Source organism: Rhodococcus sp. F64268 (assembly GCF_023015605.1).
Classification (GTDB): domain Bacteria; phylum Actinomycetota; class Actinomycetes; order Mycobacteriales; family Mycobacteriaceae; genus Rhodococcus.
In genome coordinates this window covers 88,203-105,851 of record NZ_JALKAI010000013.1, presented here as the reverse complement: position 1 = coordinate 105,851, position 17,649 = coordinate 88,203, and the positions used below count along the sequence as shown (strand labels likewise).

Annotated in this window: 16 protein-coding genes and 2 rRNA genes; all 18 read left to right on the top strand. The window is 65.5% G+C overall.

All coding sequences use genetic code 11. From position 1 onward, the window contains the following. A 23S ribosomal RNA gene (locus MWU77_RS22625) occupies positions 1-1,517 on the top strand; the annotation flags it as partial. A 131-nt stretch (positions 1,518-1,648) separates the two neighbouring features. Then, positions 1,649-1,765, top strand: a 5S ribosomal RNA gene (gene rrf / locus MWU77_RS22620). Beyond that, on the top strand, positions 1,762-2,610 hold the full coding sequence (locus tag MWU77_RS25165; protein ID WP_374229954.1) for a hypothetical protein: 849 nt from the start codon (positions 1,762-1,764) through the stop codon (positions 2,608-2,610). Before rrf ends, MWU77_RS25165 begins: the two co-directional genes overlap by 4 nt. Before the next feature lie 44 nt (positions 2,611-2,654). Then, entirely contained in the window at positions 2,655-3,212 is a 558-nt protein-coding gene (locus MWU77_RS25055) for a hypothetical protein (protein ID WP_374229953.1), read from the top strand. Continuing rightward, entirely contained in the window at positions 3,209-4,225 is a 1,017-nt protein-coding gene (locus MWU77_RS22610; protein WP_169690141.1) for an HAD-IIA family hydrolase, read from the top strand. Before MWU77_RS25055 ends, MWU77_RS22610 begins: the two co-directional genes overlap by 4 nt. Before the next feature lie 53 nt (positions 4,226-4,278). Further along, entirely contained in the window at positions 4,279-4,497 is a 219-nt protein-coding gene (locus MWU77_RS22605) for a hypothetical protein (protein WP_169690142.1), read from the top strand. 1 nt (position 4,498) lies between these two features. Next, positions 4,499-5,323, top strand: coding sequence for a TlyA family RNA methyltransferase (locus MWU77_RS22600; protein ID WP_169690143.1), 825 nt, complete (start codon positions 4,499-4,501; stop codon positions 5,321-5,323). Further along, the gene (locus MWU77_RS22595; RefSeq protein WP_169690144.1) at positions 5,320-6,264 is read left to right on the top strand and encodes an NAD kinase; all 945 of its coding nucleotides are present in this window, start codon (positions 5,320-5,322) and stop codon (positions 6,262-6,264) included. Before MWU77_RS22600 ends, MWU77_RS22595 begins: the two co-directional genes overlap by 4 nt. Continuing rightward, entirely contained in the window at positions 6,265-8,034 is a 1,770-nt protein-coding gene (gene recN, locus MWU77_RS22590; RefSeq protein WP_169690145.1) for a DNA repair protein RecN, read from the top strand. It begins immediately after the preceding gene. Positions 8,035-8,132: 98 nt separating this feature from the next. Continuing rightward, the gene (gene steA / locus MWU77_RS22585) at positions 8,133-9,317 is read left to right on the top strand and encodes a putative cytokinetic ring protein SteA (protein WP_169690146.1); all 1,185 of its coding nucleotides are present in this window, start codon (positions 8,133-8,135) and stop codon (positions 9,315-9,317) included. Further along, on the top strand, positions 9,314-10,258 hold the full coding sequence (locus MWU77_RS22580) for a copper transporter (protein ID WP_169690147.1): 945 nt from the start codon (positions 9,314-9,316) through the stop codon (positions 10,256-10,258). Before steA ends, MWU77_RS22580 begins: the two co-directional genes overlap by 4 nt. Before the next feature lie 172 nt (positions 10,259-10,430). Next, entirely contained in the window at positions 10,431-12,191 is a 1,761-nt protein-coding gene (locus MWU77_RS22575; protein WP_247274820.1) for a CTP synthase, read from the top strand. A 3-nt stretch (positions 12,192-12,194) separates the two neighbouring features. After that, positions 12,195-12,821, top strand: coding sequence for an NUDIX hydrolase (locus MWU77_RS22570; protein ID WP_247274819.1), 627 nt, complete (start codon positions 12,195-12,197; stop codon positions 12,819-12,821). Then, positions 12,821-13,744 (top strand): site-specific tyrosine recombinase XerD, encoded by a 924-nt coding sequence (xerD, locus tag MWU77_RS22565; protein WP_169690149.1) that lies wholly within the window; start codon positions 12,821-12,823, stop codon positions 13,742-13,744. Before MWU77_RS22570 ends, xerD begins: the two co-directional genes overlap by 1 nt. Before the next feature lie 324 nt (positions 13,745-14,068). Beyond that, positions 14,069-14,956, top strand: a complete 888-nt coding sequence (locus MWU77_RS22560) for a ParA family protein (RefSeq protein ID WP_169690284.1) — start codon at positions 14,069-14,071, stop codon at positions 14,954-14,956. Positions 14,957-14,959: 3 nt separating this feature from the next. Further along, entirely contained in the window at positions 14,960-15,838 is an 879-nt protein-coding gene (locus MWU77_RS22555) for a ScpA family protein (RefSeq protein WP_247274818.1), read from the top strand. Between the two features lie 89 nt (positions 15,839-15,927). Further along, positions 15,928-16,560: an SMC-Scp complex subunit ScpB gene (gene scpB, locus MWU77_RS22550; RefSeq protein WP_247274825.1), complete on the top strand. Its 633-nt coding sequence runs from the start codon at positions 15,928-15,930 to the stop codon at positions 16,558-16,560. A 10-nt stretch (positions 16,561-16,570) separates the two neighbouring features. Beyond that, positions 16,571-17,623, top strand: coding sequence for a pseudouridine synthase (locus tag MWU77_RS22545; RefSeq protein ID WP_247274817.1), 1,053 nt, complete (start codon positions 16,571-16,573; stop codon positions 17,621-17,623). Positions 17,624-17,649 lie beyond the last annotated feature (26 nt).

Genomic DNA, 17,649 nt, shown 5'->3' with positions numbered 1-17,649 from the left:
TGGATGCATGGGACCTTCGGTGGTAGTAGTCAAGCGATGGGGTGACGCAGGAAGGTAGCTGGGCCGGCTGGTGGAATAGCCGGTGTAAGCCTGTAGGGCGAGTGGTAGGCAAATCCGCCACTCATGATGCCTGAGAGGTGATGCGTAGCCGTTGTGGTGAATTCAGTGATCCTATGCTGCCGAGAAAAGCCTCTAGCGAGCTTTCACATGGCCCGTACCCCAAACCGACACAGGTGGTCAGGTAGAGAATACTGAGGCGATCGAGATAACTGTGGTTAAGGAACTCGGCAAAATGCCCCCGTAACTTCGGGAGAAGGGGGACCTCGTCTGGTGATGAGTCTTGCACTCTGAGCTGGGTGGGGTCGCAGAGACCAGAGAGAAGCGACTGTTTACTAAAAACACAGGTCCGTGCGAAGTCGTAAGACGATGTATACGGACTGACGCCTGCCCGGTGCTGGAAGGTTAAGAGGACCGGTTAGCTGCACTTGTGTGGCGAAGCTGAGAATTTAAGCCCCAGTAAACGGCGGTGGTAACTATAACCATCCTAAGGTAGCGAAATTCCTTGTCGGGTAAGTTCCGACCTGCACGAATGGCGTAACGACTTCTCTGCTGTCTCGACCACAGACTCGGCGAAATTGCATTACGAGTAAAGATGCTCGTTACGCGCGGCAGGACGAAAAGACCCCGGGACCTTCACTATAGCTTGGTATTGGTGTTCGGTTCGGTTTGTGTAGGATAGGTGGGAGACTGTGAAGCGGGCACGCCAGTGTTTGTGGAGTCGTTGTTGAAATACCACTCTGATCGTATTGGATGTCTAACCTCGGGCCCTGATCGGGTTCAGGGACAGTGCCTGGTGGGTAGTTTAACTGGGGCGGTTGCCTCCTAAAATGTAACGGAGGCGCCCAAAGGTTCCCTCAGCCTGGTTGGCAATCAGGTGTTGAGTGTAAGTGCACAAGGGAGCTTGACTGTGAGACTGACAGGTCGAGCAGGGACGAAAGTCGGGACTAGTGATCCGGCACCGGCATGTGGAAGCGGTGTCGCTCAACGGATAAAAGGTACCCCGGGGATAACAGGCTGATCTTCCCCAAGAGTCCATATCGACGGGATGGTTTGGCACCTCGATGTCGGCTCGTCGCATCCTGGGGCTGGAGTAGGTCCCAAGGGTTGGGCTGTTCGCCCATTAAAGCGGCACGCGAGCTGGGTTTAGAACGTCGTGAGACAGTTCGGTCTCTATCCGCCGCGCGCGTAAGAAACTTGAGGAAGGCTGTCCCTAGTACGAGAGGACCGGGACGGACGAACCTCTGGTGTGCCAGTTGTCCCGCCAGGGGCATGGCTGGTTGGCTACGTTCGGAAGGGATAACCGCTGAAAGCATCTAAGCGGGAAGCCTGTTCCAAGATGAGGTTTCTCACCCTTATTGGGGTAAGGCCCCCGGCAGACCACCGGGTTGATAGGCCGGAACTGGAAGCGCAGTAATGTGTGGAGGTGACTGGTACTAATAGGCCGAGGACTTATCATGAAGGTGTTACGCGTCCACTGTGCGGTGTCTGAGACAGCACCCGTTTCGTCGGAATTGGGTGGGCGGGGCTCCTGTGGGGGTTGTGTTCACTTGGTTCGGCACGCGTGAGCGTGGGTTGTGTTTCATAGAGTTACGGTGGTTATAGCGTGGGGGAAACGCCCGGTCCCTTTCCGAACCCGGAAGCTAAGCCTCATTGCGCCGATGGTACTGCACTCGTCAGGGTGTGGGAGAGTAGGTCGCCGCCGTGCATTCGTTCCGAAGGGGGACTCACTTTGTGGGTCCCCCTTCGTCTTTTTCGTTTTTCCATGAAAGGATTTTGCTGTGTCCGACAGCAACGGTGAACGTAGGTCCTTCCGAAGCGGAGGATCTACTCCGTGGTCGGGCCGAGGGAGCGATGACCGCCGGCGAGACAACGCCCGCGATGACGAACGGAAAGGCGACCGGCGACCGTCCCACGCCGGTGAGGGACGGCCGGCTCGAGGTCGCGAGGACCATCGTGTTGACGATCGCCGGAGCGGCGATTCCCGCGGTGGGCGTCCCTACGGGGACCGGCCGCGCCAGGGGTCCTCTGGCGGCGAACGCAATGAGGGAGACCGCCGACGCAACGATCGAGGCCGTGACGACCGAGGCCGACAAGGCTCCGGCTTCGGTCGCAGCGACGATCGGCGGAGCAGTGAGGATCGGCGGAGCAGTGCAGACCGGAGTGGACGCGAGGACCGGCGCGGAACCCGCCCCGGAAATCCCGAACGCTCCAACCGTTCTTCCGATGACCGTCGTGCTTCCGATGACCGACGTCCTCGGGACGGCAACCGTGGAGGTTCTGGCGCGGAACGATGGGGAGGCGGAGCCGACCGTCGCGCTGGCGGAGCCGACCGTCGCAGTGGTCACAGTGGCGGAAGCGATCGGCGTGGAAGTGGTCCGGATCGCCACACTGGGGGAGCGCCCCGTCGGCGAGGTGGCGAAGGCGGATTCGACCCGCACGGTCGCGAAGGGGTTCGGCCCCAACGTCGTGAGGCCCGTCCGGACGAACCCGATCTGCCGGACGACATCGAGGCCTCGGAACTCGATCCGACCATCCGTCGCGACCTGTTGAGCTTGGACAAGGCAAATGCGAACGCCGTTGCGCGCCACCTTGTCATGGCCGGACGTCTGATCGACGACGATCCACGGACCGCACTGTCCCACGCACGTGCCGCTCGACAGCGTGCCGGCCGGATCGCGGTCGTGCGTGAAGCAGCGGGTATCACGGCCTACCACGCCGGCGAGTGGGCCGAAGCACTGTCCGAGCTCCGCGCTGCACGTCGGATGTCCGGTGGCACCGGCCTGCTGGCCGTCATGGCCGACTGCGAGCGCGGTCTCGGCCGCCCGGAGAAGGCCGTCGAAATCGGCCGCAGCGAGGATGCGCGCAAGTTGACCGGTGAGGAAGCGTCGGAGTTGCGCATCGTCGTCGCAGGTGCCCGGATGGACCTGGGTCAGATCGATCAGGCAGTGGTGACCCTGCAGACACCTGACCTCGACCCGGAGCGGGTAGGCACCCCAGCGGCACGGTTGTTCTACGCCTATGCCGATGCGCTGGTGGCTGCCGGTCGTACCGACGAAGGTCTGCAATGGTTCCTGCACTCGGCGGCAGCTGATCTCGAGGGCGTCACCGACGCAGAGGATCGGGTGGAGGAACTGACCGGAGACCACAGGTGAGTTCACATACCCTGCGGTCCCGGTACGACGTGTTGCTGCTCGATCTCGACGGCACCGTCTACCGCGGAGCCGAAGCGGTTCCCGGTGCACTCGAAGCCCTCAGCGCCGGCGATCGAATGTTGTATGTGACGAATAATGCGAGTCGCCGCCCGGTCGAGGTCGCGGAGCACTTGCAGGGACTCGGATTCGTGGCCACGACCGATTCCGTGGTGACGAGTTCACAATCGGCGGCTCGGCTCCTGGCCGAACGTGTCCCTTCCGGCTCGAAGATTCTGGTGGTGGGTACGGACGCGCTCGCGGAGGAGATCGCCGCGGTGTCGCTGGAGCCGGTCCGGACAGCGGACGCGGAGCCGATCGCGGTCGTGCAGGGTCATTCTCCAGAGACCGGTTGGCGCATCCTCGCGGAGGCGACCCTCGCGATCCGGGCGGGAGCGTTGTGGGTGGCCACCAACGTCGACTCCACGCTCCCGACCGAGCGGGGGCTGGTCCTCGGCAACGGTTCGATGGTCGCGGCGTTGGAGTCTGCCACCGGCCGCACGCCGATCGTGGCGGGGAAACCCGCGGCACCACTTCTCGAGGATGCAATCCGTCGGTCCTCGGCCGATCGGCCCCTCGTGATCGGTGATCGGCTCGACACCGACATCGAGGGAGCGAACGCTGTAGGCGCCGACTCGCTGCTGGTCCTGACCGGCGTCAGCACGATCGAGGATCTGTTGCGTGCGCCCGCCCATCAACGACCCACCTATGTCGCGGCCTCCCTGGAGAGCCTGGACACCACCGCATCGAAGTTGCGAGTGGAACCCGGGAACGAGTGGTCGGTCGCAGTCGACGGCGACGACCTGCACCTCGCGTCCACCGCCGTCGGAGAACCCGCACCCGGTTCCGAGGACGAATCCATGGGGGCGCTGCGAGGCGTCCTCGACCTCGCGTGGGCGCACCCGGGTTTCCGTAGCATCGTGGGTCTGGATGATGTTGCCCGCCGCGTCGTCGCCCGATGGACCCCGGTGTCCTGACAGAGGTCGTGCGATGTGTCCGTCGTACCGATCATGGACTAGCGTGGTCGGCGATGAGCATGCCGATTCCACGTCCAGGAGAACACCTTCCCGATGCTGCGCCCAGCGTCGATCCAGCTGCTGTGCACGCCGAGGTCGACCGCATACTTGCGCAGGTGCAGGAGGAAGGCGTCGCCGGAGATCCGGCCGTTGCGATCGGGAAGCAGGCGCAGCTGCTCGAGCAGGCGCACGAGGTGCTCGTCCAGGCACTGTCGACCGTGGACAAGATCTGACATGGCGCGGAGAGCACGGGTCGATGCGGAATTGGTCCGTCGGGGCCTGGCACGCTCACGCGAGCATGCCAGTGACCTGATCGCGGCAGGGCGGGTTCTGATCGCCGGAACCGTGGCGACCAAACCGGCAACCGCTGTGGAGGCGAACACACCGCTGATCGTCAATGAGGTGTCGGACGAGGTGTCGTGGGCTTCCCGAGGCGCACACAAGCTGCTCGGCGCCCTCGAAGCGTTCACTCCGTCCGGACTGCAGATCTCCGGTCGCAGATGCCTCGATGCGGGCGCGTCCACCGGTGGATTCACCGATGTCCTGCTCCACGAGGGCGCCTCCGAGGTCGTCGCGGTCGACGTCGGCTACGGCCAGTTGGTGTGGCGACTGCAGTCCGACGAACGCGTCCACGTGATCGATCGAACAAATGTGCGTAACATCGACGCCGAGGTGATCGGGGGGCAGGTCGACGTCGTCGTGGCGGACCTGTCGTTCATTTCGTTGCGCTTGGTGCTCCCGGCGTTCGTGCGGTGCGCCAGGCCAGGCGCCGACTTGCTCCCTATGATCAAGCCGCAGTTCGAAGTGGGCAAGGAACGCGTCGGCAGTGGCGGGGTCGTGCGCGACCCCGCGTTGCGGACCGAGGCGGTGCTCGACGTGGCAATGGACGCCCAGAAGCTCGGGCTCCGCACACTGGGTGCGGTCGCCAGCCCGCTCCCCGGCCCGTCGGGGAACGTCGAGTACTTCCTGTGGCTTCGGGCCGGCGAGCCGGACACAGGTGACCTCGACAGCAGCGTGATCGAACTCGTCGAGCACGCGGTGCAGGAAGGACCTCAGTGACAACAGGGTCGGGCGAATCGACGCCCGGTACGCAGGGCCGTGAGGTTCTGCTCGTGTCGCATTCGGGCAGGGACGAAATTGCCGTGACCGCCCAGCGGGTCGCGAAACTCTTCGGCGACGCAGGAATCGTCCTGCGAGTCCTCGAGGACGAATCGATCAGCACCGGCCTCGGAGCGGCGGAGGTGCCCGGCAGCAGGATCCGGATCGTCGAATCGGGTCCCGATGCAGCTGCCGGATGTGAAATGGTCATCGTGCTCGGCGGCGACGGTAGCTTCCTGCGGGCAGCCGAACTCGCACAACTCGCCTCGGTACCTGTACTCGGCATCAATCTGGGCCGAATCGGCTTCCTGGCCGAAGCCGAAGCCGACCATCTCGAAGAAGCCTTGCATCAGGTGGTGCGACAGCAGTACTCGGTCGAGAACCGGATGACACTCGACGTGACGATCCGCGTCGACGATGTGATCGTCGATCGCGGCTGGGCGCTCAACGAGGCCAGTCTCGAGAATCAATCCCGGCTCGGCGTCCTCGAAGTGGTTCTCGAAGTCGATGGACGCCCGGTGTCGTCGTTCGGCGGCGACGGAGTACTGATCGCTACCCCGACCGGGTCGACAGCCTATGCTTTTTCCGCGGGTGGCCCGATCGTGTGGCCGGAACTCGAAGCGCTGCTCGTGATCCCGAGCAACGCCCACGCGCTGTTCGCGCGCCCGCTCGTAACCAGCCCGAAATCGGTCATTGCGGTCGAGACCCTCGCGGGAAGCCACGCCGGGCTGGTGTTCTGTGATGGACGCCGCACTCTCGAGCTCCCGGCCGGAGGCCGCCTCGAGGTTGTCCGAGGGCAACATCCCGTGCGGTGGGTAAGGCTGGATTCGGCGCCGTTCGCCGATCGGATGGTGCGCAAGTTCGAACTTCCGGTGAAGGGCTGGCGGGGAAGGAAACTCTAGGTGCTCGCAGAGATCCGGATCGACAACCTCGGTGTGATCACCGAGGCGAGTGCCCGGTTCGACGGAGGCTTGACCGTGCTGACCGGCGAGACCGGCGCCGGCAAGACCATGGTCGTGACCAGCTTGCATCTGCTGTCCGGCGTGCGCGCGGATTCCGCGCGGGTGCGGGTGGGAGCGTCACGTGCTGTGGTCGAAGGTCGGTTCAGCGTCGACGGAGGCAACAGCCACGTCGAGAAGGAAGTGGCGCGGCTGCTCGAATCCGCAGGCGCGCAACGCGACGAAGACGGCAGCATCATTGCGGTGCGCACGGTCAACAGCGACGGAGGGTCGCGTGCACACCTCGGGGGCCGCAGCATTCCTGTCGGATTGCTCGCCGAATTCACCGGCCCGCTCCTGACGGTGCACGGGCAGAACGATCAACTTCGGCTGTTGCGGCCCGACCAGCAACGTGCTGCCCTCGACAGATTCGGCGGCAAAACGATCACATCGCTCCGCGAGCGTTACCGCACACACCGACGACGGTGGCTCGATGCCCGAAGCGAACTCCTCGACCGTACGAACCGGGCGCGCGAGTTGGCTCAGGAAGCGGACCGGCTGCAGTTCGGTCTGGATGAGATCGACGCGGTCGCTCCCGAGCGAGGCGAAGACAAGCAGATCGTCGCCGACGTCCTGCGCCTGTCGGATCTCGACTCGCTACGCGAGGCGGCGGTGGCTGCACACGGCGTCCTTGCCGGATACGACAGTGCCGACGCAGGAGAGGCCGCGTCGGCACTGGATCTGCTCGGTGAGGCCCGGGCGCGTGTGGAGGGGAGCGACGATGCGGCGCTGCGCGAGCTCGGACCGAGGCTGGCGGAGGCCATCACGGTGGTCACCGATGTGACCGCGGACCTCTCCGGCTATCTAGGGGATCTGCCGTCCGATCAAGGCACACTCGAATCGCTGCTGACCCGCCAAGCGGAATTGAAGACCCTCACCCGCAAGTACGCCGCCGATATCGACGGCGTACTCGACTGGGCGGACGATGCGCGTGATCGCCTTTCGAGGCTGGACGTGTCGTCCGAGGCGCTCGAGAAACTGGCCGGCGAAGTGGACAGCGAAGCGTCCGCGACAGCAGAAGCGGCAGCTGCGCTGACGACTGCGCGACGTAAAGCGGCCACCAAGCTCGCGAAGGCGGTGAGCAGAGAACTTGCCGGTCTCGCGATGGGACGCGCCGTGCTCGATGTACATGTCCGTGATCGTGACGCCGGTGCGGGCGATTCCGCGCCGCTTCCTGTGGGCGACCGTACGTTGCACGCGGGCGAGTCGGGTGTCGACGACGTCGAGTTCCGTCTCGCCGCGCATGCCGGCGCGCCGGCTCTGCCGATATCGCGGAGTGCGTCAGGCGGTGAGATGTCACGGGTGATGCTCGCGCTCGAGGTGGTTCTCGCAGCCTCGGAGCGCGGAGCCACCATGGTCTTCGATGAGGTGGATGCCGGTGTGGGCGGCCGTGCCGCAGTCGAGATCGGCCGTCGTCTGGCCAGGCTCTCGCGCACACATCAGGTCATCGTCGTCACGCACCTGCCGCAGGTCGCTGCGTTCGCCGACACTCATCTGGTGGTCGACAAGGTCGACGACAGGGCCGGTGTGGTGAGCAGCGGGGTGCGCACTCTGACCGAGGCGGAGCGGGTCACCGAGCTGGCGCGGATGCTCGCCGGCCTCGACGACACCGAGACCGGCCGCGCGCACGCCGAGGAATTGCTCGCCGTGGCGCATGCCGAGCGGGAGAGCTGAGCGCCGTCGCGACCGACGAGGTGTGAAGCGAGGGTGAAAGCCGCGTCGTCCGGCGCGCCTCCGCAATCGCGTTGCACCTCAGGAGCATCATTCTCACCATGAAGATGCCGGCGCTGCTGTCCCGCAACAACGAAACGCTGCCCGGAGTGAGCGGTATCGCCCGGGTGGACAAGAACACCGCGAAGCTGGTCCGCCGGGTCGGCCCCGGCGACATCGTCATCCTCGACGCCGTGGACCTCGATCGGGTCACCGCCGACGCACTCGTCGAAGCGGGGGTCGCCGCGGTCGTCAACGCCTCGGCCTCGATTTCCGGTCGTTACCCGAACCTCGGCCCGGAAGTCCTTGTCGCCAACGACATCGTTCTGATCGACAGTGTCGGGTCGGAGCTGTTCAAGAAGGTCAAGGACGGCGCGAAGATCCGGCTGCACGAGGGCGGACTCTATGCCGGGGATCGCCTGCTCGTCGAAGGTGAGGAACAGACCGAAGCCGAGATCTCGGATCGCATGATCGAAGCGAAAACCGGCCTGGTCGACCATCTCGAGGCGTTCTCGGGCAATACCATCGAATTCATCCGGTCGGAGAGCCCACTACTGATCGACGGGGTGGGTATTCCCGAGATCGATCTCGATCTGAGAGACAGGCATGTCGTGGTGGTCAGTCCCGGCCCCGACCACGTGCAGGATCTGAAGAACCTGCGACCCTTCATCAAGGAGTATGCACCGATCCTGGTGGGTGTCGACTCGGGTGCGGATGCCCTGACCAAGGCCGGCTACCGGCCCGACCTGATCATCGGTGACCCTGATGGCATCGGCACCGCGACCCTCCAGTCCGGTGCCGAGGTGGTCCTGCCCGCGGACCCGGACGGACATGCCCCCGGACTCGAACGCATCCAGGACCTCGGGATCGGTGCGATGACGTTCCCCGCGGCAGGTACTTCCACCGACCTCGCTCTGCTCCTCGTCGATCATCACGGTGCGGCACTCGTCGTCACGGTGGGCAGCACGGTCTCCCTCGACGAGTTCTTCGATCAGGGTCGCCGCGACACCAACCCGTCTGCGGTGATGACGCGTCTGAAGGTCGGTCCGAAACTGGTCGATTCGAAGGCCGTTGCCACCTTGTATCGCAGTCGGGTCTCCGGTGGGGTGATCGCGCTACTGGTCTTCGCTGCGCTGATCGCGGTCATCGCCGCATTGGTCGTGTCCAACCTGGGTGGCGATGTCGTCGACTGGGTCACGACCTGGTCGGCAGACTCCGTCGAGTGGGTCCGGGGTCAGTTCGAGTGATCTCGATGCGCCAGCACGCCGTCTCCCTGATCGCGGTGTTCTTGGCACTCGGCCTCGGAGTGGTTCTCGGTTCCGGGCTGTTGTCGAACAGTCTCGTGGCCGGTCTGCGTGATGACAAAGCGGACATGGGTCGTGAGCTTCAGGCCGAGCACGATCGAGCCAATCGGCTTGACTCCGAGCTGCGTGCCGCCGACGAGTTCGATGCCACCGTTGCTCCCCGCGTGGTCCGCGACGAACTCTCCGGCCGTACGGTCCTCGTGGCGACGACGCCCGACACCGATCCCGCCGATTTCGATGCGGTGATGCGGACGGTGGCCTCCGCAGGTGGCGCAGTCACCGGTCGACTGTCGCTGACGGAGTCGTTCCTCGACGCCGCGGGCGCCGACATGCTCCGTACCACGGTCACCAACATCATCCCCGCAGGGGTACAGCTGCAGACCGGGGCCGTCGACCCAGGCAGTCTCGCGGGTGATCTGCTCGGTGCGGCACTGCTCGTCGATCCGGCGACCGGTGCGCCGCGCAGCACCCCGGAGGAACGTGAACTCGCGTTGTCTGCGCTGCGCAGCGGCGGCTTCGTCACGTATGACGGAACGGTCGAGCCGGCCCAATCCGCCCTGATTCTGACCGGAAGCGGTGTCGAAGAGGTCGACGGGGGCAACCGCGGGGCACTCATCGCCCGTTTTGCAGCAGCTGTCGACGCCCGTGGTGCGGGGGCCGTGCTCGCCGGACGATCGGAATCGGCCGTAGGCAACGGCCCGCTCGCTGTGGTTCGCGCCGACGCGGCGTTGTCAGCGGGGCTGTCGACCGTCGACAATCTCGACCGCGAAGCGGGACGGAGCACTGCGATACTGGCCCTGCGCGAACAGTTCGACGGCGGAGCCGGCCGCTACGGAACAGGACCCGGCGCAGCTGCGGTCACCGTGGGATCCACCGCGCGGTGACCGAACTCCGATCTGTCCGGAGCTGTGACGTCCGCGGCACCGGAGCCTCACAACCGCGATCCGGGTACGCCGGGGCGGCTGCAGGTGTTACCGTGAAGTTCCGTGGGTCGGCAGGCCCCAGCTGTATCGTCTGAAGTCCAAAAGTCCTGCACCTGACGTCACGGGAGCTTCGTTGCCACAGTCACGCCAATCGCGTACCCCTACCAAGCACATCTTCGTCAGTGGGGGCGTCGCATCCTCGCTGGGCAAGGGACTCACCGCGTCGAGTCTCGGTGCATTGCTCACAGCGCGCGGAATGCGCGTGACCATGCAGAAACTCGATCCGTACCTCAACGTCGATCCCGGAACGATGAATCCGTTCCAGCACGGTGAGGTGTTCGTCACTGAGGACGGCGCCGAAACCGACCTCGACGTGGGTCACTACGAGCGCTTCCTCGACCGCAACCTCAACGCCGACGCGAACGTCACCACGGGCCAGGTGTACTCGACCGTCATCGCGAAGGAACGTCGCGGCGAGTACCTCGGCGACACCGTCCAGGTGATTCCGCACATCACCGACGAGATCAAACGGCGAATCCTGGCGATGTCGGCTCCCGATACCGAAGGCCACACACCCGACGTCGTGATCACCGAGATCGGCGGCACGGTCGGCGACATCGAATCCCAGCCGTTCCTCGAGGCAGCCAGGCAGGTGCGCCACGAAGTGGGTCGTGACAACTGTTTCTTCCTGCACGTGTCGTTGGTGCCGTACCTCGGTCCTTCCGGTGAGCTGAAGACCAAGCCCACCCAGCACTCCGTGGCCGCGTTGCGCAACATCGGCATCCAGCCCGACGCACTCGTGCTGCGGTGTGATCGCGACGTGCCCGCGTCCCTCAAAGCGAAGATCTCCCTGATGTGCGACGTCGACGTCGCAGGCTGCATCTCGTGTCCCGACGCACCGAGCATCTACGACATACCCAAGGTCCTGCACAGCGAAGGCCTCGACGCGTATGTCGTACGCCAGCTCGGGCTCCCGTTCCGCGACGTCGACTGGACAGTGTGGGGCGATCTCCTCGACCGCGTCCACAAGCCGCGGGAAACCGTCGAGGTGGCCCTCGTCGGCAAGTACATCGACCTGCCCGACGCCTACCTCTCTGTCACCGAAGCGCTACGTGCGGGAGGATTCGCGCACCGGGCGAAGGTCAAGATCCGCTGGGTCGCATCCGATGAATGCGAAACCGAATCCGGTGCGCAGACGCATCTCGGCGATGTCGACGCGGTCCTGATTCCAGGGGGCTTCGGGATCCGCGGTATCGAGGGCAAGCTCGGCGCGATCAGCTTCGCGCGGTCCCGGAAGATCCCGCTCCTGGGTCTGTGTCTCGGGCTGCAGTGTGTCGTCATCGAGGCGGCACGCTCGGTCGGTATCGCCGACGCGTCGTCCACCGAATTCGACCCGGACACCACGGCGCCGGTGATCTCCACGATGGCCGACCAGGAACAGGCCGTCGCCGGTGAAGCCGACCTGGGCGGCACCATGCGTCTCGGCGCGTATCCCGCTGTTCTGGCCAAGGGCTCGGTCGTCGCGAAGGCCTACGACAGCGACAAGGTATCCGAGCGCCACCGCCACCGCTTCGAGGTCAACAACGCCTACCGTGACCGGATCGCGAAGTCCGGGCTCGTGTTCTCCGGGACCTCGCCGGACGGGCGGCTGGTCGAGTTCGTCGAGTACCCGGCGGACATCCATCCGTTCTTCGTCGCCACCCAGGCGCATCCGGAACTCAAGAGCCGCCCGACGCGCCCACACCCGCTGTTCGCAGGGCTGGTCTCCGCGGCGCTGAAGTACAAGGCGGCCGAACGCTTGCCCGTCGACGTTCACGGAGGCGACCGCAAGCACGACGCCGACGAGCCTGCCGAGGCCGTGGTATCCGCGTCCGGCAGCGTCGACGCGGACTGACACGTGACGCAGCGACACGACTTCCGGACTCTGTCTACGCAGCGCATCTACACAGGTGCCATCGTGTCGCTGCGCGTCGACGAGGTGACGATGCCGGATGGGCACTCCGCCCACCGTGAAGTGGTCGAGCACTTCGGTGCGGTAGCCATCGTCGCTATCGACGATCGAGACCGGCTGGTGCTGGTCCACCAGTACCGGCATCCGCTCGGGCGACGATTGTGGGAGCTGCCCGCCGGTCTCCTCGACGAGGCCGGCGAGTCGCCCCTCGACGCCGCGAAACGTGAACTCGCGGAGGAGACCGGGCTGGCAGCGGAGCGCTGGGACACACTCGTCGACGTCGCACTCTCGCCCGGTTTCACCGACGAAGCAGTCCGTGTCTTCGTGGCTCGCGGCCTGTCCGAGGTGGACCGGCCCGAACCCGAACATGAGGAAGCCGACCTCGAGATTCACAAGGTCCCACTCGACGAGGCGGTGTCGATGGCATTGCGGGGCGAGATCGTCAACGCGACCGCGGTGGCGGGCATCCTCGCTTCGTCCGCCACACGTACCTCCCGGACCGAACTGCGTCCCTCCGACGCGCCCTGGCCCGACCGGCCATCCGCCTTCTCCCGCACCCGCGCTGCGGAGTGATGTCGGTGCTGGAGGGGCAGCTCGACACGTACCTCGACCATCTCACCGTGGAACGCGGCGTTGCCGCGAACACCTTGTCGTCCTACCGGCGAGACCTCGACCGCTACCGGGACTACCTCACGGACTGCGGTATCAGCGATCTCGCTCAGGTCAGCGAAACGCACGTCGCTGACTTCGTGGCGGTGTTGCGTGGCGGAGACCCGGACCGGGATCGTCCGGCGCTCGCCGCGAGTTCGGTCGCCCGTGCCCTCATCGCAGTGCGGGGTCTGCACCGATTCGCCGCCGCCGAGGGTCGGACCCCCACGGACGTGGCACGTGCCGTCAAACCACCCACCGCGGGGCGACGCCTCCCGAAGTCGCTCACCGTCGCCCAGGTGACGGCGATTCTCGATGCGGTCGGGAACGAAGCGGACGGTCCACGCGGCCTGCGCGACCGCGCGCTGCTGGAATTGTTGTACTCGACCGGCGCCCGCATCTCCGAGGCGGTCGGACTCGATGTCGACGACGTCGACTCCGACGCCCGCGCGGTGCTCCTGCGCGGAAAGGGCGGCAAGGAACGACTTGTGCCTGTCGGGCGTCCTGCGCTCGCGGCGCTCGACGCCTATCTCGTGCGGGGTAGGCCCGTCCTTGCCGCCGGACACACCGCCGCGCTGTTCCTCAACGCACGCGGCGGACGATTATCGCGGCAGAGCGCGTGGCAGGTCCTGCAGACCGCGGCCGAGCGAGCGGGTATCAGCACGGCGGTGTCACCGCACACACTGCGGCATTCGTTCGCGACCCACCTGCTCGAAGGTGGCGCCGATGTACGGGTGGTGCAGGAGTTACTCGGGCATGCCTCTGTGACGACAACGCAGATCTACACGCTGGTCACCGTGGGTGCGTTGCGGGAGGTCTGGGCCGGTGCGCACCCGCGCGCACGCTGATCGGTCGACACCGGAAACGCGTGTCCACCCGCGCAACACGTCGACCAGGCGGTAGCGTTCAGGAGGTAGAAAGGCGGTAGCGTTCCGGATACGGAACAGCAACCGTTCGACAACCCGACGGCAACGATAGTGCTCGCTAGACGCACAGTGGGACGCAGAACAGGGGGAGCACCGCTCGTGGGCACACCTCGGCCATCTGCCACAGACGACACACACCTGAACATCGCACACGCGGCGACGCAGGGCTGGCCGACTCCGGTCCGGTCCGTAGCCGACGGCTACCTTCCACCTGCCGAACCACGACCGTCGGAAACCGACGACCCCATCGACGACACCGAATCGGATCGCAGAGAGACCGCGCCGATCGACGACTCCGACCTCGGCCCCACCGGCCGTCCGCGCAGGCACATTCCCGAACCGCCGGCACTGACCTCGCACGGACCAGCCAAGATCATCGCGATGTGCAACCAGAAAGGTGGAGTGGGCAAAACCACCTCCACTATCAACCTGGGTGCTGCCCTCGCCGAATGCGGACGCCGCGTACTCCTCGTCGACCTCGACCCACAGGGTGCTCTGTCTGCCGGACTGGGCGTGGCCCACCACGACCTCGAGTCGACCGTCCACAACCTGCTGGTCGAACCCCGCGCGGACACCGACGACGTACTGCTCGACACACACATCGAGAACCTCGATCTGCTACCCAGCAACATCGACCTGTCCGCCGCCGAGATCCAACTCGTCTCCGAGGTCGGGCGCGAACAGGCTCTCGGCCGCGCCCTGTTCCCCGTCCTCGAGCGCTACGACTACATCCTCGTCGACTGCCAGCCTTCTCTCGGCCTGCTCACCGTCAATGCTCTGGCCTGCGCCGATTCGGTACTGATCCCGATGGAGTGCGAATTCTTCAGCCTCCGCGGTCTGGCGTTGCTCAACGACACCGTCGCCAAGGTCAGGGACCGGCTCAATCCACGCCTCGCCGTGGCCGGGATCCTCGTGACCATGTTCGACTCGCGGACACTGCACGGCCGTGAAGTGATGTCCCGGGTGGTCGAGGTCTTCGGAGACCTCGTCTACGACAGCGTCATCTCCCGCACCGTCAAGTTCCCCGAAACCAGCGTCGCCGGCGAGCCGATCATCACCTGGGCGCCGCGATCCGGTGGTGCCGAGTCGTATCGGTCGCTCGCCCGCGAAGTGATCCATCGGGCCGGCCGCTGATCCGTGTCTGCCCCCACCCAGGATTCCGCCGAGGCGGAATCCGCTGCTCCCGTCACCGGCGAGGCGTCGGCCACCGACCGGACCTCCGAACACACCGACACCGGCGGATTCCAGGTCCGGCTCCGCAACTTCGAGGGCCCCTTCGATCTGCTCCTCACTCTGATCTCACAACGTCGCCTGGACGTCACCGAAGTCGCACTACATGAGGTGACCGACGACTTCATCGCATACACGAGGAAGCTCGGTCCGGAACTCGGACTCGACCAGACAACACAGTTCCTCGTCGTCGCCTCGACTCTGCTCGACCTCAAAGCGGCCCGCCTGCTGCCCGCCGGCGACGTCGACGATCCAGAGGACCTCGCGTTGCTCGAGGCTCGCGACCTGCTGTTCGCGCGGCTGTTGCAGTATCGGGCCTACAAACAGATCGCCGAGCACTTCGCCGAACTCGAAAGCGCTGCCCTCCGTCGTTACCCGCGCGCGGTGTCCCTCGAGGAGTGCTTCGAGAATCTCGTGCCCGAGGTCGTCCTCGGTGTCGATGCACAGCGCTTCGCCGAGATCGCAGCGGCGGCGTTCCGACCCAAACCGACACCCAGTGTCGGGCTCGACCACCTGCACGTCCAGACGGTCTCGGTGCCGGAGCAGGCCGCATACGTTCTCGCCCTGCTGAGGGACAACGGTGCCGGACAATGGGTCGGCTTCGACGTCCTCACCGCAGATTGCGATCACGGACTGCTCGTAGTCGCGCGGTTCCTCGCGCTGCTCGAGCTCTATCGCGAACGTGCAGTCACTTTCGAGCAACCCGACCCACTCGGGCCACTCCAGGTGGCATGGACCGGTGAGAACGACGAGAACGCCATCGATTTCGAGGAGGACTACGGGTGAGTTCGCACATCCCGGACCGCGCCTTACCCGCGCAGCAGCAGCCCGATCCGTCCGGCGACGAGCGGGCCTGGGACGGTGAACTGCTCGACATGGCCGATGACGAACTCACCGCCGCGCTCGAAGCATTGCTCCTGATGGTCGACACTCCCGCGTCCGCCGACCAGCTCGCCGCCGCGATCGGCGTCACCGCCGACCGCGCCGAGCGTGCCCTTCGTGCACTCGCGGCGGGCCTGGATGCGCGCAGCTCCGGAATCGATCTGCGGTTCGCGGGTGACGGCTGGCGGTTCTACACCCGCCGCGACTACGCACCGTACGTCGAGAAGCTCCTCCAAGGCGGGGCGCGCACCAAGCTCACCCGCGCGGCGTTGGAAACCCTCGCGGTCGTCGCCTACCGGCAACCGGTGACCCGTAGCCGGGTCAGCGCTGTGCGCGGCGTCAACGTCGACGGAGTGATGCGCACCTTGCTCGCGCGGGATCTCATCGCCGAAGCGGGCACCGATCCCGAGACCGGCGGTACCCTCTACATCACCACCGAACTGTTCCTGGAACGTCTCGGCCTTGCATCGCTGAGCGATCTACCACCGGTTGGTCCCCTGTTGCCCGATGTAGATGTGATCGATGACATCAGCGACAGCCTCGAAGCAGACCCGAGGTTTGAGAGAATGGGAAAGAACGCGCGCGCCGAGACACTCTCACACGCGGAGTTCGATCCAGAGAACTGACAGGAAAAAAGTGAAAAAGCCCGCTCGCCGTGATGGCACACCGGACCGAAAGCAAACCGCCCGCCCCGTGAAGGGACAGGCCACCGGCAGATCTTCTTCCGCCCGCCGGTCGGATCCCCGAACCCAGGACGCTCCGAGCTCCACCGCAGGGAACGCGGGGGCAGCCAAGAAGCCTCATCGGGGTCGAGGAAGCGCTCCGCTGAACAAGCGAGGCAGGCCTGCTGCACCGAAACCCCAGGCCCGCCGGACCTCGGCAACGCCGACCATCAGCAACGCCAAGCCCGCCCGCCACCAGCACAGCACAGCCGCACCGACGAAACTGCCTGCCGGCGAAGGCGTGCGTCTGCAGAAGGTCCTCGCCCAGGCAGGGGTGGCCTCACGCCGTGCCGCCGAGGAAATGATCGACCGCGGCCGCATCGAAGTCGATGGGGTCATCGTTCGAGAGCAGGGGTTGCGTGTCGACCCTGAGAACGCCGTGATCCGCGTCGACGGTGTCCGTGTGGTCGTCAAGAAGGATCTCGTTCACCTCGTGCTCAACAAGCCGCGCGGGTGGCAGTCCACCATGTCGGACGATCTGGGTCGCCCGTGCGTCGGCGACATCGTTTCAGAGCGTGTCGCCGCGGGTCAACGCCTCTTCCACGTCGGCAGGCTCGATGCCGACACCGAGGGTCTGTTGCTACTGACCAACGACGGTGAACTCGCACACCGCCTCATGCATCCGTCCTTCGAGGTCAACAAGACCTACCTTGCCACGGTCAAGGGTGTGCTCGCGCGAGGCGTCGGCAAGCAGCTCAAGACGGGCGTCGAGCTCGAGGACGGCCCCGCCAAAGTCGACAGGTTCGCGTTGCTCGAGGTGAACGAAGGCCAGTCCCTCGTGCGCCTGGACCTGCACGAAGGCCGCAAACACATCGTGCGACGACTGCTCGACTCCGTGGGCCATCCCGTGATCCGGCTCGTGCGCACCAATATCGGTCCCGTCGCGCTCGGCGATCAGCGTCCCGGCACGCTTCGTGTCCTCGGGCGCAACGAGGTCGGCGGTCTCTACCAGGCGGTGGGGTTGTGACCGATACCGCAGGAGCATTGATCGTC